The 22928-nt window shown below is 40.6% G+C and carries 17 protein-coding genes and 2 tRNA genes; 10 read left to right on the top strand and 9 right to left on the bottom strand.

Annotated elements, in window-relative coordinates; all coding sequences use genetic code 11:
• Positions 1-249: 249 nt before the first annotated feature.
• Positions 250-3951, bottom strand: coding sequence for a lectin like domain-containing protein (locus tag BLP52_RS12770; protein ID WP_162272989.1), 3702 nt, complete (start codon positions 3949-3951; stop codon positions 250-252).
• Positions 3952-4130: 179 nt separating this feature from the next.
• Here BLP52_RS12770 and BLP52_RS14815 point away from each other — a divergent pair, with 179 nt between their 5' ends.
• Positions 4131-4256: a hypothetical protein gene (locus BLP52_RS14815; RefSeq protein ID WP_274377651.1), complete on the top strand. Its 126-nt coding sequence runs from the start codon at positions 4131-4133 to the stop codon at positions 4254-4256.
• 340 nt (positions 4257-4596) lie between these two features.
• On the opposite strand, the gene BLP52_RS14480 is transcribed toward BLP52_RS14815, so the two are convergent.
• Both BLP52_RS14480 and BLP52_RS12765 read right to left on the bottom strand, forming a co-directional pair.
• Positions 4597-4767: a PEF-CTERM sorting domain-containing protein gene (locus tag BLP52_RS14480; RefSeq protein ID WP_154717882.1), complete on the bottom strand. Its 171-nt coding sequence runs from the start codon at positions 4765-4767 to the stop codon at positions 4597-4599.
• 186 nt (positions 4768-4953) lie between these two features.
• A tRNA-Arg gene (locus BLP52_RS12765) sits at positions 4954-5028 on the bottom strand.
• Between the two features lie 158 nt (positions 5029-5186).
• On the opposite strand from BLP52_RS12765, the gene ilvE reads away from it, so the two are divergent.
• The 6 genes from ilvE (at position 5187) to BLP52_RS14475 (ending at position 10286) form a co-directional block, all read left to right on the top strand.
• The gene (gene ilvE, locus BLP52_RS12760; protein ID WP_091710876.1) at positions 5187-6065 is read left to right on the top strand and encodes a branched-chain-amino-acid transaminase; all 879 of its coding nucleotides are present in this window, start codon (positions 5187-5189) and stop codon (positions 6063-6065) included.
• Between the two features lie 230 nt (positions 6066-6295).
• Entirely contained in the window at positions 6296-6544 is a 249-nt protein-coding gene (locus BLP52_RS12755; protein WP_091710875.1) for a sodium:proton antiporter, read from the top strand.
• Between the two features lie 10 nt (positions 6545-6554).
• Positions 6555-8465, top strand: a complete 1911-nt coding sequence (locus BLP52_RS12750) for a molybdopterin biosynthesis protein (protein WP_091710874.1) — start codon at positions 6555-6557, stop codon at positions 8463-8465.
• Positions 8466-8527: 62 nt separating this feature from the next.
• Positions 8528-9619 carry an OBG GTPase family GTP-binding protein gene (locus BLP52_RS12745; RefSeq protein WP_091710873.1) on the top strand — a complete coding sequence of 364 codons (1092 nt, stop codon included), beginning with the start codon at positions 8528-8530 and terminating at the stop codon, positions 9617-9619.
• A gap of 66 nt (positions 9620-9685) precedes the next feature.
• A tRNA-Gln gene (locus BLP52_RS12740) sits at positions 9686-9758 on the top strand.
• 354 nt (positions 9759-10112) lie between these two features.
• Entirely contained in the window at positions 10113-10286 is a 174-nt protein-coding gene (locus BLP52_RS14475) for a hypothetical protein (RefSeq protein WP_154717881.1), read from the top strand.
• 140 nt (positions 10287-10426) lie between these two features.
• Here BLP52_RS14475 and BLP52_RS12735 read toward each other — a convergent pair whose 3' ends face one another.
• Genes BLP52_RS12735 through BLP52_RS12720 form a run of 4 tightly spaced genes read right to left on the bottom strand, consistent with a single transcriptional unit; the run spans position 10427 to position 16216 of the window.
• Positions 10427-12874 (bottom strand): plasma-membrane proton-efflux P-type ATPase, encoded by a 2448-nt coding sequence (locus tag BLP52_RS12735; protein WP_091710872.1) that lies wholly within the window; start codon positions 12872-12874, stop codon positions 10427-10429.
• Positions 12875-12887: 13 nt separating this feature from the next.
• Entirely contained in the window at positions 12888-13169 is a 282-nt protein-coding gene (locus BLP52_RS12730) for a hypothetical protein (protein ID WP_091710871.1), read from the bottom strand.
• Entirely contained in the window at positions 13166-13360 is a 195-nt protein-coding gene (locus BLP52_RS12725; protein WP_091710870.1) for a cbb3-type cytochrome oxidase assembly protein, read from the bottom strand. Before BLP52_RS12725 ends, BLP52_RS12730 begins: the two co-directional genes overlap by 4 nt.
• A gap of 6 nt (positions 13361-13366) precedes the next feature.
• Positions 13367-16216, bottom strand: coding sequence for a cbb3-type cytochrome c oxidase subunit I (locus BLP52_RS12720; RefSeq protein ID WP_091710869.1), 2850 nt, complete (start codon positions 16214-16216; stop codon positions 13367-13369).
• Between the two features lie 540 nt (positions 16217-16756).
• Between BLP52_RS12720 and BLP52_RS12715 the strand changes: the two genes are divergently transcribed.
• Together BLP52_RS12715 and BLP52_RS14715 are read left to right on the top strand one after the other, a co-directional pair.
• Positions 16757-17587: a CbbQ/NirQ/NorQ/GpvN family protein gene (locus BLP52_RS12715; protein WP_091710868.1), complete on the top strand. Its 831-nt coding sequence runs from the start codon at positions 16757-16759 to the stop codon at positions 17585-17587.
• A gap of 84 nt (positions 17588-17671) precedes the next feature.
• A complete protein-coding gene (locus BLP52_RS14715; RefSeq protein ID WP_238380835.1) occupies positions 17672-21094 on the top strand; it encodes a nitric oxide reductase activation protein NorD in 3423 nt (1140 codons plus the stop codon).
• 53 nt (positions 21095-21147) lie between these two features.
• Here BLP52_RS14715 and BLP52_RS12705 read toward each other — a convergent pair whose 3' ends face one another.
• Positions 21148-21588, bottom strand: a complete 441-nt coding sequence (locus BLP52_RS12705; RefSeq protein ID WP_091710867.1) for a hypothetical protein — start codon at positions 21586-21588, stop codon at positions 21148-21150.
• 306 nt (positions 21589-21894) lie between these two features.
• Here BLP52_RS12705 and BLP52_RS12700 point away from each other — a divergent pair, with 306 nt between their 5' ends.
• Positions 21895-22578, top strand: coding sequence for a HoxN/HupN/NixA family nickel/cobalt transporter (locus BLP52_RS12700; protein WP_091710866.1), 684 nt, complete (start codon positions 21895-21897; stop codon positions 22576-22578).
• Between the two features lie 19 nt (positions 22579-22597).
• Here BLP52_RS12700 and BLP52_RS12695 read toward each other — a convergent pair.
• The coding region (locus BLP52_RS12695) for a transposase (RefSeq protein ID WP_091710411.1) at positions 22598-22928 on the bottom strand (331 nt) is incomplete at its 5' end.

Here is a 22928-nt window from a genome sequence, read left to right as displayed (position 1 = left end):
TTGCAGCACAACAGGATGATAGTAATATCAACACGATGCAACATGCAAATAACAGGTGATTTGATAATAATGGATTTTTCATTTATATGTACCTTCTTAAAATGCGAGAGTATTAAAAATGTAAGGAGAAATAGTATATTAGTAGTAATTAAAATAATTGTTGCAAAAAAATGGAGCAAAAAACTATGAGAGATTAAGCTCCAAATTCCATTCTGTTTTCACTTAAAATAAAAATAAAGGATCACATTTTCATCTCTTGATCCCCTTTTTCCAGTAAATGACACCTATAGCTCCAACTATCAACAATATAACAAAGATAGATAGCAGATTACCTGAATCGGAACTGTCGTTCTCATTGGTAACCTGAATATCCTCGTTTGTCGCCGTGGAACCCGGACTACTTGCAACTATTGCAGAGTCAGCTGTCTGAACATTATTATCAGCAGATACCGTAGTATTATCTGCACAGATCATAAATGGTGAAAATCCTGTTGTTGTCGCTTCAAAGTAGAAATATTCGTCATCTTCGCCTGTTACAACAGTTGGGAGTTTGTTCCAAATATCATCAGAGAAATGTTCCATGCGGATATCTCCTTCACCAAAACCATTTGACTCAAGCCATTCTTTTGAAACTGAGAAAGATATCTTCGCATCACCAATGCCAGATGAGAAGTCTTTGTCACCAAGGAGAATTTCCATTCCCTGATAAACCGTTACTGACGTAGGTGCGGGAGAGCTCTCCGGCAGTTCATTAAGAAGACTGACACTTGCCATAATATAGCCTTCATTGACATCGGATTCAAAACTAATCTCATTTACAGGGGTGTTATCTTTACTGAAAACATATTGCACTTCAGCGTCCCTGCCTACGAAACGTACACTTGAATCTGTTGCAATCACATTTGACGGAGATGATGTGGTTGTGGCTATTTTTACACGTATTCCATCATCATTGTTTTGATTGGAACTGTCACCTGAAACAGTTGGTTGAACACTATTCAAGGTCAGTGGAAGATAATCAGTATTGTTTCCGTCATCTGTTATCTCATATGCAGCACAGAAACCATTTCCAACGGAGTACTCAGTCTGGCTCCAGCCTGTTCCTGCAGGTGTTGCCCAGAAGTTTCCGCCAAGATAGCTTCCGTTGATAATGTTGGTTCCATTTGTCATTATAGAGTTCCATTCATTTGACCCGACACCTGAAATATAGACATTGTTGCTGTTGTTGAAATAGTTGTTATAAATGAGATTATTGCTGCATTCAGCCAGTAAGAGACCATAAGTGGAAATTTCACTTATATTGCAACTATAGATTGTGTTGTTATCAGAAGAAGAAGAAAGATATACACCATATCGGTTACCAGTGCTCGTACAATTTTCAATGCTTACATTGTTGCTGTCGTAGAGGTAAAATCCACAATAATTGTTCTCGATTTCCAGATCTTCTACTGTTATGTTAGAACAATTAAATAAATAGACAAGTCCGGCATTGGAACTGGCATCTATAACCTGATCGGAGCTGTTCACAAGATAATATATTGGTTTTCCGTCTACCAGATTACTTGTTCCCACAATATTGACGTTTGAATCAAAATATGAATTTAACGTGTTATTATTCATAGAATTATTAGCCAGAACATTATTCATAGAACTACTCAAACGTAAACCATATGAATTTTCATATGAAGTACAATTTGAGACACTGTTGTCCTGAGAATTATAGAGATAGATACCATATGTACTTCCAAATGCATAGCAATTACTTATGTTACACCCAATTGATGAATCAACGACTATTGCAGTAGAGCCATCTTCGGCACTTATACCTGAAATAGTGATGTAATTTGCTTTTACGTAGATAACAACGTGACTGGAAGAAGATGAAATAATCCTGACATCTTCAGGATTGCCTGTCGATGAAACAAGACTGATATTATCATTTTTAAAATACAAATTCTCATTATAAGTACCAGATTCAACAACAATGGTGTCACCATCAGATGCAGCATCAACCGCTTCACGGATTGTCGTGAAATCAGCACTTCCACTGCTATTGACAACAATTGTTGAATTGAGAACATGAATAAACGAAGTTCTTGTGGAAATGTTATTTCCAAAAGAGTTCGATGCATTCAGTGATACATTATAAACGCCAGCATCTGAATAAGAATGCAACGGATTTTGTACTGATGATGTAGAATTATCCCCAAAGTCCCATTCCCAGCTTTCCGGTGAGAAAAGACTTGCATCATGGAAATCTACAGACTCATTAACATGAACGTATCTTGTACCTGCAACAAATGCAGTTTGTGGCTCTTTATTTTCTGTTGTGAACGCTTTGATGCATACATTTGCATCAGATTCGCTTATATCTTCCCATTCGTTTCCATTAGAACTTACATAACTCTGACCTGCTTCTGCATGTGCATTGCTACTCCAACCTGACATCGGATATTCTACTGGAAGAGGATAATTATAGGCAGGTGTTGTGAAGTTTACAACCACTGAAAAATTCTGACCTGCATTAAGTGAAACGTTTGTATCCAGATCAATTGTATGGTATCCGGCAATGGCCATTGTTCCGTTTTGTACCGATACAGGACCTGAACTGTTGATTGGACCGGATACCGGGTCCAGATAGACAGATATGTTATAGAAGGAATTTGAATCGGTTGTGTAGAAGCTTACTGCCTCTAAAGTTTCATTTGTTGATGCAGTAAAGATATTTGCCCCATATCCTGTGGTATTGGAAAAGCCATAATCATTTACCAAACCAAGTTCGTCATACTGATAGATATGATCAAAATCACTTACATTTTCAGCAGTAAAAATTGTGCAGGAATATTGAAGTGTGTTATCGTAATATGAGATATAGAAATATCCATCTTCACCCCAGTTATCTCCCCAGGAATTCTTGATAATATAAGCGCCATCATCAGGAGCAGTGGGTGTAAAATTATATTTGCTATAGTTGTCATCCCAGCCTACAAGAGTCACAAGGTGATTTCCACTATCAACTTCATCAGGATCACTACTGAAGTAATAACTATTGTTTTCTAAATTCATCGAAGAGTCATAAAACTCCATGAATATTGCTATTGCACCATAATTGGTCAGACCCCATCTAAAGATATCATCCGAATGATTTAGTTCAGGAAGCATAAGTACCTCTTGAACGTGTTTTGCCACTGTTATGTCTGAGGGAGATATGCCTGATAGGTCATTGTATGGATCATCGGACTCGAGTACCGGTCCATCCCACCTTGTAAGATATGCAGCTGTCATGAATGGGCTTCCTCCACCGTCAGCATCACGGTCAAATCCATTCGGATAAGAAGATGCAAGTGTATTCTTTACGTTATTCTCCGAAAAGTCCCAGGTTTCAGATCGATTATATAAAAGGTAGGATTCTAGGGATGCTATCGATGCATGTGCCCAGCAACTTCCAGCCTGTCCCTGATCTCTTACTGCTGTGACACCATTTTCATCACGCAGGTCATATCGTGACGGGTATGATACTTCAGACCCCATGAGTTCAAGACCTGAAGTTCTGATAGTATCGTCGGCAAGTAAGGCATCCATGCTTACGGGAGAAAGATGAGAGAGGTCTACAGGTGAAGGCATATAACCGTTTGAAGGAGTAAATATATCAGATGATTCATTTTCATTTGAAAATAGTAGATTTGATTGACTGACCGGTAATACCAAACTAGACACGGACATCAGGTTATCTGCACCTGATGCATCATTTTGACTCTGTTCCAGTTCTTCCTGATATTGAAGAAATGCAGGATTTAGAGGAGCCATCGATAATTGAGACCCATTTGAAATATCACTGGAACTTAGTTCTGTTTGTGAATCTACTTCTGCTGCATTGACCGAAATAATTGTAAAGAATATGATTAAGCAGAATATTAAGGATAAGCCGTAGTATTTTAATTGTTTTTTCATCTTATACCCGCAACCTTTGAGAAGATACATCATAAATATAATAAATGTAGAAATATACTACACCGTATAATAAATCTCCCTGAGAAAACATAGCATGATTTTACACTTAAAAGGTGGCAGAAAAGCCTAAAAGGATACTGGATATATAGTGAATGATAATTATATTCTGGAGAAAAAGTATGGGAAAAGATGAAGTAAATATGCACAGACTCAAGGAAGTCAATGAGTTTGTAAAGACCAGCAAAAAAGAGAAAAAAGAAGAGAAAAAGAAAGATAAGAGAAACATCCTCGGCCTTAACGATTGAGATTCTTTTTTCTTTTATTTATGTGATAACATTACCAATTACAGCTATTTTTCGTAGACTTTAGTATTTGTAAAGTGAAAACAGTGTACTTTACCATACTAATCTTTTTTTCAGATCCATATTGACAATCCTATGTGCCTATATAGATTCTTTTGCCTATAACTAAATACGAGCCTGAACTAGTATGCTTCGAGTAACATGTTACTCACCTGTAGTGCCTTCCCAAAACATTTCTGAAAAACGTATTGGTGTACGAACGGGGCGTCTAACTGGTTCACCGGCGCCCATACTTTTATCATGGCATAGTATTTGAAAATAGAAAATGTAAAAGAAGGAGGATTTATCCCCTCCTCTTAAAGAACAACGTCAGTCCTACAATTGTTATCATAGGGAGTGCAATTGTCGGAAATTCTGGGATCTCACCATCAGTATCAACAGCCAATGAATATACAATACCCACTATCAACAAGACTGCTATTGTTAATGTTAGACGCATTGCATCTATTTTCACATAAATACCCCTTTTATAGCAGATATACTCCAATCAACATACAATTATTCAGTAATTGTACAATAATATGTTTAGTATTTGGGATATAATCCCGTTGCGAAACTATGTTCCGTAAAAATGTAAAAAAGTTAATATAAATTATTCATAAATTTGTTTATGGTATACAAAAGTGAAAAAGAAGAAAAGCGATCCCGAAGGGATTTGAACCCCTGACCCTCGGGTTAGAAGCCCGATGCTATATCCTGGCTAAGCCACGGGACCGCTAAGCATTGACTGGGATTGCAAATAGGTTTTTTAGTATAAAACACTTTTGTCAGGACCTGTACACATTTACAATTAATCTGATGGGTTCAGGTGAATAATAATAAATAATAGTTTAACCTGAACACTAGCAACTATTATTATACTGAGGCTTTACAATGAGTGAACTATTGATTTATTACAACGGTGACTTTGTCCCTAAGTCCCAGGCCACAACCTCCGTCTACGACCACGGATTTTTGTATGGAGATGGTGTCTTTGAGGGAATAAGAGCTTACAACGGGCGTGTTTTCAAATTACGCGAGCATGTTGACAGGCTCTATGACTCCGCAAAGGCAATAGCTCTTGAAATACCAATATCCAGGGAAGAGATGGAAGAAGCTATTCTGGAAACACTCAGGAAAAACAACCTGACAGACGCATACATCAGACCTATAGTGTCAAGAGGTGTTGGAGATCTTGGTCTTGACCCAAGAAAATGCCCAAAACCAAACATATTCATCATTTCACAGGAATGGGGCGCAATGTATGGAGACCTCTATGAAGTTGGTCTTACCGGTGTTACCGTATCAGTCAGAAGGAACTCCTGTGATGCACTTTCACCAAACATCAAATCACTCAACTACCTGAACAACATTCTTGCAAAGATCGAGGCAAACGAGAAAGGCGGGGATGAAGCGATCTTCTTCGACCAGAACGGTTACCTCTCTGAAGGTTCAGGCGACAACATATTCATCATCAAGAACGGTAAGGTTTACACACCACCAACCATCAATAATCTAAAGGGAATCACCAGGGCAACAGCTATTGAGCTTCTTGCAGAAATGGGTATTGATACCCATGTTGAGAACCTGGGAATGTTCGATCTCTACACTGCAGACGAGATATTTGTTACGGGAACAGCAGCAGAAGCCGCACCGCTTGTAAAGGTAGATGGTCGTCCAATAGGTGATGGAAAGCCAGGCCCGATCACAAAGAAGATGGTTGCAGCCTTTGAAAAGGTAACAACCACTACCGGTACACCAATTTATCCCTAGATCTCAGACATAAATGGGACTAAAATGAAGACATAGTTCTTCATTCTCTTTTTTCTTTAGTAACGATTCTTGTCTACCAGCTTGAGCTTTGTATAATCCGAAATAAAACAAAATTTTTCAAAACATTAATTAGGAATAAGTCTTCTTATATATTATTACAATAATAATTGAATTACGATTAACAACAGGACAAAGACTGAGGGACTTTAGTCAAACAAAGAGGTCATTAAATGGTAGAAGAGGGAAGAAAAGATAAAATCGTTCTGGAGAACCTGAAATATCTGAACGATTCAGTGTTGGCCATATTACTTTTGATGCCTGTTACCCTTGTCATCACTTTTGAAGCACTTGATGATACGGGAAGTCTCAAATGGATTTCTATTGCAACATGGATAGTTTACCTGATGGGACTCTGGTATGTAGCTTCAAGAGTGTTCAAGCTTAACAAAAAGCTTATTGAGTATATAGACGAAAAGTAGACCGACCAGAATGGAAAGGAAAGAATTCAGAGAACTGACATCTGTAGAGGATGCGAGAGAACTGGTTGACAGCATAAGAGTTCAACCGGAAATTACTGTTTTACCTATTGAAGAAGCTGCAGGACACATAATTGCAGAGGACATGCTTTCAGGACTTGATGTGCCTGCTTTCAATCGCTCTGTAAAAGATGGCTATGCTGTCAGGGCAAAAGACACATACCAGGCAAGCGAGCCAGAACCAATTGAACTTAAAGTTACAGGTGCTATACCTGCAGGATGCGAAGACAGTTTTTTTGTTGGCGATGGCGAGGCAATAGAGATCTCAACCGGTGCACCAATTCCAGATGGTGCTGATGCCGTTGTGATGGTTGAAAGTACAAAACAGACTTCAGACTCACTTCTCATCTACCAGCCAGTACATATCAATGAGAATATAATGCGTGCGGGAACCGACATCATGAAAGGTGAGAGGATACTGAGAAAGAACACACGAATAGGTTCCCGTGAGATTGGAGTTCTGGCATCAATTGGCATGGATAAAGTTCCGGTCAAAGAACTGGTTGTTGGAATAATTTCTACTGGCAGTGAACTTATCAGACCCGGAGAAAAGTTGGGAATCAGCAAGATATATGATGCTAATTCATACGCAATCGGTGCTGCAATTGAAGAATGTGGCGGTACTCCCCGGATATACGGAATCGTGCGTGATGACGAGAAACTCATGGAAGAAGCTCTTGACATAGCTATAGCAGAATGTGATATCGTGCTTACATCAGGAAGCACTTCCGCCGGTGCAGGCGATATCATGTATATGATTATTGAGGAAAAGGGAGAAACTCTTACTCATGGAATTGCAATCAAGCCGGGAAAACCTGTGGTCATCGGCATGGTTGGCAACGTCCCTACAATCGGACTTCCGGGTAATCCGACTTCTGCACTCAGTATATTCAATGAGTTTGTTGCACCGATCATTTACAATTCACTTGGTGTTAAGCCATCATTTAGAACTAAAGTAACTGCTGTCATGGGAACAGGAATACGTTCAGGTGGTAGGGAGGAACTTTTCCCTGTTGGAGTTGTTCGTGGAAAGGTCTATCCTGCGGATAAGACATCAGGAGCTATTACCACACTGTCCGATGCCGATGGAATTATTGAGATTAGAGCACATACTGAGTACATCGAACCAGGTGCGGTGGTTGAAGTTACAATGTTCGGCAATGTCAGAAGTCCTGACCTGATGCTGGTTGGAGGGCAGTGTCCAGGAGTAGATCTGCTTGAAGAGATGACAGGACTCACATTCAGAACTTTAAACATGGGATCAAGTGCAGGTTTTACAGCAATATCGAGCGGCACTGCAGATATTGCATGTGTCAACATGGTTGATTCAGATGGCAATTATAATTCATCTGTCCTGAAAAGAATGAACCTTGATAATGTGGTGCTTGTGAAAGGTTACAGGCGTGAGCAGGGTCTTATATTCAGTCCTGATAACCACATCTATGGACTTGAAGATGTGATCAATCTCCAGCTTATCAACAGGAACAGAGGTTCTGGTACAAGGGCGCTTCTTGATAGAGAGATTGGTCTGCTGGCTGAGGGTAAGGGACTCTCTAAAACAGAGATGATCAAAAGCCTGAAGGGATATAATTCCGGTTCCAAGACTCACAGGTCGGTTTGCGATGCTGTGAAGAGTGGCAAAGTCGATGTCGGATTTGGTATAAGGGCTGCGGCAGAGGAAGCAGGACTTGAATTTATTCCGTTGGCAGAGGATGAGTTTGATTTTGTAATCAGAAAAGACCTTCTGCAAATAGATGAGATACAGAATTTCCTTGCAGTATTGCGTTCTGAGGAGTTCTCAAAGAGACTGCCAGCAGGAATCAGTACTTATGAAATGACCGGTAGTATAATATCCTCCTTTTAACGTTAAGTCATATTCAAAAATCGGGAAAATCTTTTTTATTTTGACGTTATGGTAGGTTGCAAATGGGATTACACGAGGATATACAGGAAGTTGAAGAGGAGATCAAGAAGACTCCTTACAACAAGGCGACATCACATCACATAGGCAGGCTGAAAGCAAAACTTGCACGTCTGCGTGATGAGGTTGTGAAAAAGGCTGCAAGTAAAGGAGGCGGTGAAGGTTACTCCGTAAGAAAGTCAGGAGATGCCACAGTTACACTTGTAGGTTTCCCATCCGTAGGTAAATCCACGTTGCTTAACAAGCTCACGGGAGCTAATTCAGAGGTAGGTGCCTATGAGTTTACCACCCTTGATGTAATTCCCGGTGTTCTTGAGTACAATAATGCAACTATCCAGATCCTTGATGTACCGGGACTTGTAAAAGGTGCAGCCAGCGGCAGAGGTCGTGGAAGAGAAGTCATCTCTGTGGTCAGGAACTGTGACCTTGTGGTCTTTATTCTTGATGTTTTCCAGAATTATCACCATGAAGTCCTTACACAGGAATTATATGATGCAGGCATCCGTCTTAACCAGAAATCCCCTGATGTAGTTATCAAGAGACAGGATAGGGGTGGAATTAACATTAACAGCACCCTTGACCTTGAGATATCTGATGACCTTATTAAGGCGGTACTCAACGATTATAAGATCCATAATGCACATGTGCTTATCAGGGATCATATCAATGTGGACCAGCTTATTGATGCCGTAATGGGTAACAGGGTCTATATCCCTGCAGTTACCGTAGTGAATAAGGTAGACATGGCTGATGAGTATGTGTTGAAGAAATGTAAAGCAGAATACCCAGAAGCTACATATATTTCTGCAGATAAAGAAGTTAACCTTGATTCTGTGAAGGATCTGATATACGATGCCCTCGACTTTATTCGTATCTATCTGAAACCACAGGGAGGACCTGCTGATATGGAAGAGCCTCTTATTGTGAGGAACGGTGTCACCGTGGGTGATATCTGTGACCACCTGCATCGTGATTTCAGAAGAAAGTTCAGGTACGCCCAGGTATGGGGAGAATCTGCAAAGCACCCTGGACAGCGAGCCGGTCTTGACCACGTGCTTGCAGACAAGGACTTACTGACGCTTATCATCGCTAAGTGATGTACTTAAATGCCTTGCCTGCATAACAAATAAGTATTATTATGCAATTATTGTGCTAATCAATGTAGTCCCGTAGGGTAGCGGTCAATCCTTTCGGCCTTTGGAGCCGAAGACGCCGATTCGAATTCGGCCGGGACTATCTTTTTTTTTTGGAACTTCTGATAGTTGTTCTTGAATGATTTCTAGGTCTTTCTCTATTCTTTCAAGCCTTGATTCGAGGTTAAAGTATTCTGTTTCATTGTTCAACCTGTGATTAAATACCTGGAAGGAATTGTCAACAACTTCCCATATCTTGAGATTATGAGCTTTTGCAGTCTTGCATATACCTTCCTTTGTCGTTTTGGGAATCAGAACCTGACTCCATTCCTGTCGATTAAACATATTCATCACATACAGCGTTGTAAGTTAGAGTATAAAAAGCAAAGTCGAAACACAAATTTAAAATCTCTACGACAATATATAACTAAATAACAAAGAATGGAAGTGATCGGGAATGGGAACTAAATTTGAGATTTACACGGAAGAAGGAAAACACATTACAACCATTACTGCAAACGATATAAAAATAACAGCGGATGCCACACTACTTGGAGAGTTCCAGGCTGACGGGGCATTTGAAGCCAAGGCAGTCATCCCTAGAAACTGGGCAATAATCGAAGCGCAGTGATTTACACTACATATTATATTTATGAATACAGTTGAGATTGTGTAGTTCTGACTCTATGAAGATAGAAGTTAAAAGAAACTAAGAAGGGTAAGTTTCCATTACCCTCTTTTTAATCATCATTACGATATCTGATCAATATATCATCTCTGGAAAATTATACCTTTATGATCCAGCAGATGGTACAATCTCACTTTTATCAGATCAGTTATCACAAAAGCCACAAGTGCATACAGCCATACAATGCCTGCAAGCTTCCAGCCTATCGGTGATATGTAGAAACCATAGACAACAACGAGGGTTGCAAGGAATTTGGTACCAATCGTGGACCAGAAGAGTATGCCACTTGGCTTGATAGACCAGAAAGGACCTCTTGTACGTGCAACGAATATTGTGAGATGTCCTGCAACTGCAAGTTTCAGGAATATGAATGACTGTAGTACATCCTGATTCAGATTAAGAACATTTAGTCCGATATAAAATATCGTGAATGAAGATATCACACCTATAATTCCCAGGAAAGTTGCCATACTGATGACTTCCCTTATATTCCATTTCTCAGGGAAAGGTGAATAATTCACATTATCATATGCAATAGCCATTATAGGAGCATCATTGAACAGTGCCAGCAATACTATCATAATAGCGGTCACGGGATAGAAGTTAAAAGCAATAATCGAAGTTGCAATAAAGAATAACACACGTACAGTTTCAGCTATCCTGTATATCGAATAGCTCTTCATACGCTGGAATATTTTTCGGCTCTCTTTTATCGAATCGATTATCGTTGAAAGACCCGGGGCAGTGAACACAATATCAGCAGCAGACCTTGCTGCATCCGTAGCTCCGGCAACTGCAATTCCGGCATCTGCCTTCTTAAGCGCTGGAGCATCATTTACTCCATCACCGGTCATACCTACTATATGTCCGTCATCCTGAAGTAGCTCCACTATTCTGTACTTATGTTCCGGGAACACCTGTGCGAACCCATCAGCCTTGTCAACTACCTCCTGTGCCTGAATGTCAGTCTTATCTTCCAGTTCAGAAGCAGTGGTGATATTAGTACCCAGACCTATCTGGCTTGCAATCTCCTTTGCAATGGCAGCATGGTCACCAGTGATCATCTTAACATCAACGCCCATGCTAACAGCCGTATCTATCGTTTCTGCAGAATCTTCATGAGGAGGATCATACAGTCCGATCAGTCCTGCAAAGTGACATTCATTCCCTTCGCATACACCAACTCCAAGAGGACGATAACCTTTCGATGCAAGGACATTTACTTTCTCCTCCACATCATCCTTGATACTATCCTTGTTAATAGCCATATCAAGAAGAACCTGTGGTGCCCCTTTGGCTACCTTGAACTTTCTGCCATCAGAACTCTCAATACTGGCCTCCGTATGTTTGATAACAGGGTCAAACGGTTTAAAATTCAGTACATTATAACCAGCCGTTTTTTCCTGTACACCATCCAGAGTTGCTATCTTTCTCAGAACCGCATTATCGATTGGGTCATTATCTTCCTCTCTGGAAGCAAGAGCACTGTAAATCAGAAGATCCTCTGTTGTATAATAACCGAATGGGATCATGTCAGACAACGTCAGTTCATTCTTTGTGATCGTACCGGTCTTATCGGAACAGAGAACATCCATTCCTGCCATTTCTTCGATTGACACCAGTTTACTTACAATAGCACCCTTTCCTGCAAGGTTTGTAGCACCAACAGCCATGGATACCGAAAGTACTGCGGGCAAAGCTGCAGGTATTGCAGCAACAACAAGTACCAGAGCGAACTGAAGTGTCTCTACAAGACTCTCCTGCCTGAAAACAGCAACAATAAAAACAACTGCAACCAGAATGGCAGCAAGGACTATTAGATAATCACCGATCTTAATGATAGCTTTCTGGAAATGACTCTGTGTCTTGACGTTTGTCAGCAATTTTGTAGTCTTGCCAAAATAAGTATCCATTCCAGTAGCAAATACGAGTCCGTTCATTTCTCCTTTCTGGATAATGGAACCTGAAAAACCAATATCGTTGATACCTTTATCTGCTGGCAGAGATTCTCCGGTCAATGCGGACTCATCTATCTGCAGATAATCACCATCAAAGAGTTTGACATCTGCCGGCACAATATCACCTGAACGAAGACGTATAACATCTCCCGGCACAAGTTCACGTGCAGGAAGAGTTATCCATTTACCATCTCTTAGAACCCTTGCCCGAAGAGCCATTTTATTTTTAAGTAACTCAATGGCATTATCTGCTTTGTTTTCTTGCCAGAAACCTACCACACCATTTAAAATCAAAAGGATTGAGATGATAGCAAAATCTTCCCAGCGTTGTATAAATGCCGAAAGCAAAGCTGCTATCTCGATCATCCAGGGAATCGGACCCCAGAAATAACCGATGAACTTTATGAAAGGACTTGTCTTCTTTTCAAGCAGTTCGTTATAGCCGTATTGTTCAAGCCTTCCCTGTACATCACTATCTTTTATGCCTTTTGAAGTCGATCCTAATTTGGTGAATAATTCATCCACACTCAAATCTTTTGCATTGGTTATACCTGAGGTTTCCGTTTCCTTCATACATTGTCACCATTCACATTGAAATACTTCCAAACTCAGCCCAGTGTGCCATAAAGTAGGCCACTGTCCATACGAATAGTATAATGTAGACCACATATAGGAAAATTGTGATAGGTCCATGGGATTCAGCTATCACTCCTCCAAACTCCTCTGCATGGGAATTTGCATCTTCCAGACTGTAGTGGTCCTTGTTCTTTGCGCTTAGCCAGACAAATATCAGGCTTGACAGCACTATGAGAACAGTTAGCCATGCCAAAGAGTTAACATAGGATGCATACTCCATAGTAAAACTCATATTATCTCCCCCCTAACTTCATCCAGTTCATCAGTACCTGTTCTACCCGGCCTGTCTATCTCAAGCATCCTATACTTTGCCTCTTCTATGTCCTTGAACTGGCCGGTCTTAATCCCCCATATTAAAAAACCAAGGAAAATGAGGAATAATGAGAATGCTACCACAAACATTGCCAGATTATATTCATCCATACGAAATCAGCTCCTCATGTTTCTTGCATATTCACTTTCATACAATGGACCCCATTTTGCATTGTAATCGTCTGTTGTGGCGAAATTCTGGATATAGAATATAGCCATGTATATCTCATCGTCACTGAGAGCATATTTCCATGGAGGCATGTTTGTGGTCTCCACACCTTCCTTTACCTTCCATACATATTGTCCGTAGTACTGGAAATCACCACCGGATTCTGTGAAATTTGCAGGTTCCGGGTTGATATATCCGCCTGAACTCAGAATAGAGGCAACACCATCTCCCTGTCCGTCAACACCGTGACACTGGGAACAGTACAGGTTAAAGAGCTTCTGTCCCTTCTCGAACTGTTCCTGCGTTCCAGCAATAGGCGGTGTGATATGGGTCTGGTTAGAGAAGTTAATTGCTTCTGCATCAGATACATCACCACTAACAGTTCTGATGGAACCTGTTGCAAAGCTCATTTCATAGAAATTCGTCTTCCAGATTTCAGTCTCGTTTAGGCTCAGTTTCCAGCTTGGCATTGCTGTACCTGGGACACCTTCACTTACACGCCAGAAGTGATAAGGATCCCCAGGCTCCGGCATATAGCTCATTATCCTTTCATGCAGATTTGCAGGCTGAGTTACAACATGTCTTGCATATGGACCCTGCGCATTTCCGGAACACCCATGACATGCCAGACAACGTTCAGTGTAAGTTTGCTTGCCCTCTTCGAATATAGTGGCAAATTCTTCACCTGTTGCCTGATCTCCTGTATATGTCTGGTCACTTGAATTATAATTCATCATGGCAGCAGACATATAGTTTGCATAAGGCTGATCTTTGTTCTGATACTCATATGGAACTTCAGGATGGAAACTCATCTCATCAAGATTGTATGTTCCAAGATTCTGGATATATGCTACCAATTGATCAAGTTCAGTATCCGTTAGGAAACCGAACGGAGGCATAATAGAACTCGGACTTGTGGTCCTTGCATCCCTGTCATGCAGGTAATGCCATCCTGTAGGCCTCATTCCTCCAATCTGGGACAGATCCGGACCTGTACGCTCCGTACCCAGCAAATGAGGTGAGTCATAGTAGTAATCACCCTGTTCGGATATTCTTCCGATAGCCCAGTCCTGTGGTCTTACAAATTGTGAATGACAATAGAAACAACCCATTTCCGTATAGAGCACTCTTCCCTTTGCTTCCATTTCGGTATATGGATGTGCCATATCCGTGGCATTTACAGAATCAAGATTAAGTGCCGGCATGGCAACCACCATCCAGGTCATCAGAAGGAAGAGAGCCAGACCACCGAATACTATAACAGGCATACTTATAGCATGCTGGGACTTTCTTTGCAATGATGAATGTGGTCGGGAACTTTGTTTGGAAGATATGCTGAAGATATTCTCCTCTACATGAGGTTCCTTTGAGTGCGTGAATGTCAGCAGTGTGTTATATGCAAAGACATAACCTGCCACCACTACCAGTCCACCGCCCATAGCTCTGGTAACATACCAGAATTGTAGTAACTTTAGAACAGGTGCTACAGTGATGTTCTGGAACCATGCTGAATTGGCCACCAGTCCTGCTATGGTCATGGCGAGGAAAAAACCGGTAAAACCTATAAGTGCAAGCCACCAGCTTATGCTCATTAGTCTTTCACTGTATATCTTTGTCCTTGTTATTTTAGGGATCAACCAGTACATCATTCCTACTGCAAGGAATCCAAAGCCTCCAAGTATTGCAAGATGAGCATGTCCTACAGGCCACTGTGAGAAATGCAGGAATGAGTTGGTGCTTCTCAGACCCTGATAACTTCCCTGGATGGAAGTGAGAACATAGAAAAAGAAACCTGTGACTATGAATCTGAAAGGAATATCCTTTGTGAAGGTATCCCATGTGCCTCTAAGGGTCATACCCAGATTGACAGCGAAAGTAACTACAGGTACAAGCATTAGAATGCTCATCACCACAGCCATTGTCTTTACCCATTCAGGTATTGGTGTCTGGAGCAGGTGATGACCTCCCACGCCGGTATAGAAGAATGCAATGGTGAAGAAACTTATAACCGAAAGGAGGTGACTGTACAATGGCCTGTTTATTATACGTGGTACTGCATAGTACCAAGTACCTATTCCAAGGGTGGTGAACCAGAGTCCCAGAACGTTGTGTCCATAGTACCAGTTGAATATGGAATCGGTAATACCCTGAAGGGCACCGGATGGTGGGTTCCACATGACATTACCAACAAAATAAACAATAGGGAACCAGATGAACGTACCTGTGTAATACCAGGTGGAAACATAAAGTTTTTTCTCTGTCCTGCGTCCGAAAGTGCGCAGAATGTTGTAAAGGATCAGCAATAATACAAGCATTATAAGAACGTCGATTGACCATGGAAGTTCTGCATATTCCCTTCCCTGTGTATCACCAAGGAAAAGGATCATGGATATTCCTGTCAGAAGAGCGAAGTTCCAGAGTACAGCAGATAACTTGGCAAGTCTGGCACTATATATTTGCGTATTCACAAGTCTTGGGATAGCCCAAAACATACTGCCTATCAGACCCGAAGAAACGAATCCAAAAAGCACACCATTGATATGTGCAGGCCGTATCCTGCCAAATGTAAGGAAAGCCGCATCACTTAAGAAATAAGGCTGGAAGAATTTTATCGCCAGTATAAATCCAAGTGTGGCAAATATAGGGAACCATAATAAAGACCCTATGAACCAGTATTTCACTGCGTCGTCGCCTTCGATGAACTTATCCCCGGCAAGTTCATCTTTTTGATTATTAGTCTCAGATTTGTTTTGTAAGAACGATTCATCATCTTCTTGCAGACTATTTTCAGACTCCATTAAATTAACCTCCCCTGAAAACAAGAAGTTTTTTTCAAATAGCTTAAACCCCTTGAAATCTCCTATTTTAATTGGGAAACTGATACTATATAAAATAAACCCTGTCAACTATTACAAAGAGAGGTGGCATCTGTGTAAAGAAAATTACTGCATAGCAATGTATGATACATATGTTATAAATTAAGTAAAGCAGCTTTTTTAATCAAAAAATATTTAAAAAAATACTTATACAAGATTAACACCTTTTTATATGGTACATATGAATGATAATGGCAAATCAAGCACCATGGGAATCATGCTTGTAATTCTCCTATATATCGCAATGATATTTGTCATGGGGTTAGCAGCAGGTTATATTAATCTGAGATAATGGCAGCTTTTGGAAGTAGAATACTATTGATCATTGCCAACTCGATTATCAGGAGGAGTTGTAACTGTCTCTTTAATAGATAATAAACATACAGTTCTTACTTCAAGAAACTCCTGCACAGCACATTTAAACCAGAAAAGGATAGTTACTACCATAAGAGGAGGATTGCTATGGCAATGAAATGCGCTTTATCCAAGGAACTGCCAGTTGATGAATACCTGATAACTGAAGAACCTTATTACGTACCGGTAGGCAACGAAGTGGAGATTTTTATAGCTGCTTACAGGAACAAACTTCCGGTAAATCTCAAAGGACCGACAGGTTGTGGAAAAACACGATTCATGGAATACATGGCATGGAAATTACAGCGTCCTCTGATAACAATTGCCTGCCACGAGGACCTCACAGCAACCGACCTTGTGGGAAGATTTCTCATCAAGGGAGAGAACGTTGAATGGAGTGACGGACCTCTCACAGAAGCTGTGAAAAGCGGTGCCATCTGTTACCTTGATGAAGTTGTGGAAGCCAGAAAGGACACCATAGTAGTCATTCACCCGCTTACCGATGACAGGCGCATAATCCCAATCGACAAACTCGGAGTTATCGTAAAAGCACCGGATGAGTTCATGCTCTCAGTTTCATACAACCCCGGCTACCAGAGCATTGTCAAGGATATGAAACAGAGCACAAGACAGAGATTTGTTGCCATTGAATTTGATTATCCTCCTGCTGAACTTGAAAAGCGGATCGTAGCTCATGAGACACAGGTAGACGAACAAACAGCAGCCAGACTCGTTGAAATCGGACAGAGCATAAGGAACTTCAAACACCACGGACTTGAAGAAGGGGTAAGCACACGTCTGCTCATCTATGCGGGCAAGCTCATCCGGGAAGGCATCGATGCAAAAGAAGCCTGCAAAATAGCAATGTCACAGCCTATTACTGACAATCAGGACCTGCAGAGAAGTATTGATGAGATCATTGCAGCGATTATGGGATAAATATAGGGATTGACGAATAGCGGGAATAAATGAGTACTGGAGTGGATCTGCACGCCAACCCACAACTCTGAAAAAAGAGAGACTATGAGTACTGATAAAATTACAGGACTTATATCATCCTATTTTCCATCACTGGAAAGTTCGCTGGTTTCTAAGCTTGCAACAGGATTTGACAATCTTGAAGAGAATGCACTGGAAACTATACTCCACGCAGGAAAAGGTGCACAAAAGCGAGGGCAAAGAATCCTCATTGCTTATCTTGGAGCAGCACCCGGAGTATACAAAACCCTTGGAAAAACAGAGTTTAACAACTGGCTTGAACTTGCAAAGAAAGTATCGCTGCTTAGCATTTCATGTTGTGAAGGATTCTTTGACTCATCACCTGACATAATTAATAAAGGTGGATTTGAACTTCTCGAAAAATGGACCCTGAGAGGAATTGAACTATCTGAACAGAACAAATGGATAGCTATAGCCTATTTCAAACACACAGGAGAAGTTGTTGTCACAACAGAACCTGAAAGATTCCTGAAACTGGTTTCTCATGGAAGTGAGCTTGGAAATATCAACACAAAAGTTGCAGAAGCCTATTTTGAACATCTGCTACAGCTAAGTTCTGTAATTGATGAAACCGACTTTGCAACCTACTGCGAAATAGTAGAAAAAATCAGTAGCATACACTGGCTTACAGGCATTGAACTTATTGATATCACTGAAAAGATATTAACCGAAATTCCACCTCAGAAAAGAAAAAAGCTCCTTATTTCTATGAAAGAAACATTGGAATGCGGAGAACTTGTCACAATGGCATTGTTCAGAAATGCCGGAATAATTGTGGAAAAAACAGATGATGAAAAGCTGACAAGATTAATTGATGCCACCTGTAGTCTTGCAAATGAAGACAGGAAAAGTGCAAGTTATTTTCTAAAAACATACCCACAGCACATTGATACACTGGAACTTTCCGAAGCATTGGAATGGATAAACAAAGGAACCAGAGAATTAAACAAAAACAAAGATGCTCTCAGAGAGTTTATAACAACTACCTTTGCACTTGGAAAATATGAAAATACTACTCATAAAACAAGATCAGAGATTGTAGATGCAGGAATAAAACTTGCAGATATTCAGACCGAATGCCTTGAAAGCTATTTTGAGAATGCTTCAGCCGCCTACAACATTCTTGCCAAAGATATGTTCTCCATCTGGGCAGAGATTGGAGAGGGAATTGCATTGCAAGACCCGGATAGTGCCAGAGAATACTACGAAAAATCGGTTGCATCTTTATCAAAAATACCACCTCAACTGCATGAAGAAATATTCAGTATAGCTGATAAACTTCTTCAAAAAGAAGAAGCTCTTACCAGTGCATTCTTTGCCAATTTAGGGAACTTTTCAGAGAAAAACAAACCTGAAAATGCTGAGAAATGGGCAAACATAGGAATCAGAGTTTACGGAAAAGACAGAAAACTCGCACCGGATTTCTTTGCAAATTCTCCCGGCCTTCTTGAAAAACTGGACATGGAAGAGTTGGAAGAGTGGACACTTAAAGGAATGGAAGCGGCAGATGAAAAAAAACCTGCCGGAAAAGCCTATTTTTCACTTGAATCAAAAAGCTCCAGAGAATTTGTGGAGGAACTTACCGGTGCGATTGCTCTTAAGAAAGTTGCCAACGTCCTGAGATACTATGCCCTCGGTCTTTCAGGTAGCAATTTCATAATACGTTCAATGGCAGCTCTTCCTCTGCAAATTGAAGTTCAGGGAATGAACCCTATAATCGCTGGCAATACAATCTATCTCGCACCAAAGATTGGAGTTTACGAGAACATAGAGGATAATTTCAAGATCTACAAGCTCAGTGTGATGCATGAAGTAGGACATGCACGCTACAGTTCGCTGGATGTTGAACCGGAAAAATTGACAGAACTTGAAAAAAAGATCAAAGAAAAATATCCTGTAGCAATTACCGATAATAAACAAGATGCTGAAAGCATCGACCTTGTAGATTTGCTCTCACTTTTTCCAAACCAGATACTTGCAGCAACCATATTTGGATTACTGGAAGATGCACGTGTAGAGTATATGATAATGGAGCATTACAGAGGAGTTCGTACTGACCTTGAGGAAGTACGCCACAAGATGCTTTTTATGAGGGACATCCCTGAAAGTGAACTTGAGAAGTTCATGGAGGGTTTGTTATGGATTTCCACCGGACATGAAGCAAGATCAGAACTTGAACTTGATGATATTCTGCCTGGAATTCAGAGAAGCTTGCAGGATGAACTTGAAAAAAGGATATTCACCACAGGATCCAGCACCTTTTCAACCTTAGAGCTGGCTTTTGAAACATACCGCTCTCTGGAAGACAAACTTGGCCCACTCGGTGAGATCAACTACAGAATGATCAGAAATATCGAGTATCGTGGAATGGATGTCGGTGCAACCGGTCAAACTGACCCTATGATGACAAAACCATATGAAAATGTCATCAAGAACTTCATCCCGGAAACTGAAGCTGACCTTACCGCTGATGAAGAAAGACCAAAGGAGCAGGCTACCGATAAACCTACACAACCTCTTGAAAATAACTGGCGTGTGCTTGGCAGTTACAAATATGATGAGTGGGACAGCACCATCAACGATTATCGCTCAGAGTGGAGCACTGTCAATGAGATGGAACCATACGGAGGAAACACCGCTCATTACAAAAAAGCATTGGAACGTTATGGCAATGAGATCGCACTTCTCAGGCACACATTCGGCCTTATGAAACCTGAAGCATTCCACAGGATGAAAGGACAGAATGACGGTACTGAAATTGACATTGATGCCTACACAGAATCCCTGATAACTAAAAAATGTGGGTCCAATCCCGACGAGGGAATGTATATTCGTTGGGACAAACAGGAAAGAGACGTTGCAACCCTGTTCCTCATGGATGTCAGCGCCTCCACACGCAAGATACTTGGAATGGATGGAAGGAGCATAATTGATGTGGAAAAGGATGCTTTGATAATAATGAGCCAGGCGCTTGAGAGCATTGGTGACAAGTATGCCATCTATGCGTTTTCGGGCAAGAGCAAAGATAATGTGGAATATTTCAAGATCAAAGAATTCGATGAGAGATTCTCAGATGACGTTGCACGGAGAATGAGCATACTGTCTTCCGAGTCAAACACGCGCCTTGGACCGGCTATCAGGCATTCCATTAAGAAACTGGAAAAAAATGGTGCAAGAACTAAAATGCTCGTATTGTTGTCTGATGGAGAACCCTATGACAGAGCCAGAGGTGAAGATTCATATCAGGGCGATATTGCACAGGAAGATACCCGAATGGCAATCTCTGAAGGAAAAAATCGTGGAATGCATTTCTTCTGTATAACTGTGGATAAGAATCCGGGAGAATATCTCAATAACATCTTTTCCGATGTAGGATATACAATTATTGATGATGCATTGATGTTACCGGAAATGTTGCCGCTTTTGTATAAGAGGCTGACAACCTAAAAACTAGAGAGGGAGATATGTGGAAACTCCCACATATCTCAAATTACAACATTTCAGTAAGAAGCGTGGATCTTAGCTTCAAGGGTTGTGTCTTTGGCTTCACTCCATTTTACATCAAGTGAGATGTTTGCTTTCCAGCCGGTCTTGTGTTTGAAACTTATTTTCTCTCCTTTCTTTACACCTTTTTTATCCAGGATCGTGCTGCTACCATCTTTTACAACTATATCCCAGGTGCCCCCATCAGGAGATATTATCTCAAAATCACCGGAAATCGTAACCCATGCTGTTGTCTGGGAAACTGACTGGTGACCTTTTCCATTCTTGACATTGAGTTTGAAAGTGATGTCCTTTGTTGCTCCAAGTAATACTTCTTCCTGAGACAGCTTCATCAGTTTCTCTAACTGGGCATCAGTTATGCCAATATGTGCCATAATGTCACTGTGTACAGCAGTCATAATTCCGGCAAGTTCTTTATTTTCTAGTTGTCCTGTCATTTTTGTAACTCTCCTGTTTTACCCTACCAGCTGCATTGGAATTCCAGTCAAACAAATGTGCTCTCTTTTGATGAAAGATTAAGAAAGAACATTTAAAATGCACTTTCTGAATATATGTTGCTAAATATAAAACAGTTACGCATATTTTAGAAGAAAAACAAAAATCATTGACCAGAGTCAATAGTAACACAAAATATGACTTTAATAACATACTAACTCATAACTCTTATATAAGTAAACAAAAATAAAGTATTACTAAGTAAGAAACAACTCAATTAGAACTAATTAAACAGAGAGTGAGAATCTATGGAGTTACTATCAGATCCTGGTGTATTAACATCAGAAATGAACCTCATATTCATAATTTCAGCATTTGTTCTGGGGGCACTACATGCCCTCGAACCAGGACATGGAAAATCAGTAATGGCAGTATTTGTAATGGGAACTGATGCCAATTTAAAAGATGCACTTATACTTGGACTTACAGTGGTGTTTTCACACATAATTGTAGTTATAGCACTGGGTGCTGCTTCCATATACCTTATAGACATGCTGGATGTTGATATCACCCATGACATCATGAGCGTTGTCGGAGGACTTATTCTCATAACCGTTGGCCTGTGGATTCTCAGAAGATTCTATCACCCGCACCACCATGAACACAAAATAGATTCAAGAAAAGGAGTCATTGCAATTGGTCTTTCCACCGGACTTGTTCCCTGTCCTGCTGCGCTTGCAGTCCTTCTCGTAAGCATTGCAAACAATCAGGTATACAACGGACTCTGGTACATACTGATATTCAGTGTTGGACTTGCAATCTCAATAGTCGGACTCTCAGTAATGATGGTGAAGGGAAGAGGATTTCTCCAGAGCTATGTGGGAAATAAAAGTATCAATAGCCTTCCACTTGTTAGTGGTACGATAATCATAATCATCGGTATTTTCACACTGCTTCATCCATTGCTGCAGCACATGGGAACAATACACTAAAAAAGAAGATGAACCTATCTCAAAACGCCTCTTGAAACTTTTTCCAGCATAGTAGAAAACATGCAATATCCAGTAGTCCTTTGAAAACAACATTAAGCCTTTCATATCGACTTGCTATTTTCCTGAATCCCATTTTCAACCATGCAAAGAATCGTTCAATTGTCCCTCTTTTCCGATATGACTCATATTCAAGTCTTGTAGGTCTTCCTCTTTTAGGATATTTCCTATTCCTGATATTAACAGGAATATTACTTTTGATCGCTCTGCGTCTCAGATATTTCCTGATTTGTATCTCATCATAAGCAGAATCCGCAAGCACTTCCAATGGTCTGGTTCTTGGTCTTCTGTCA

This window comes from Methanolobus vulcani, assembly GCF_900100715.1.
GTDB classification, from domain to species: domain Archaea; phylum Halobacteriota; class Methanosarcinia; order Methanosarcinales; family Methanosarcinaceae; genus Methanolobus; species Methanolobus vulcani.
This window is presented reverse-complemented; position numbering and strand designations above follow the sequence as displayed.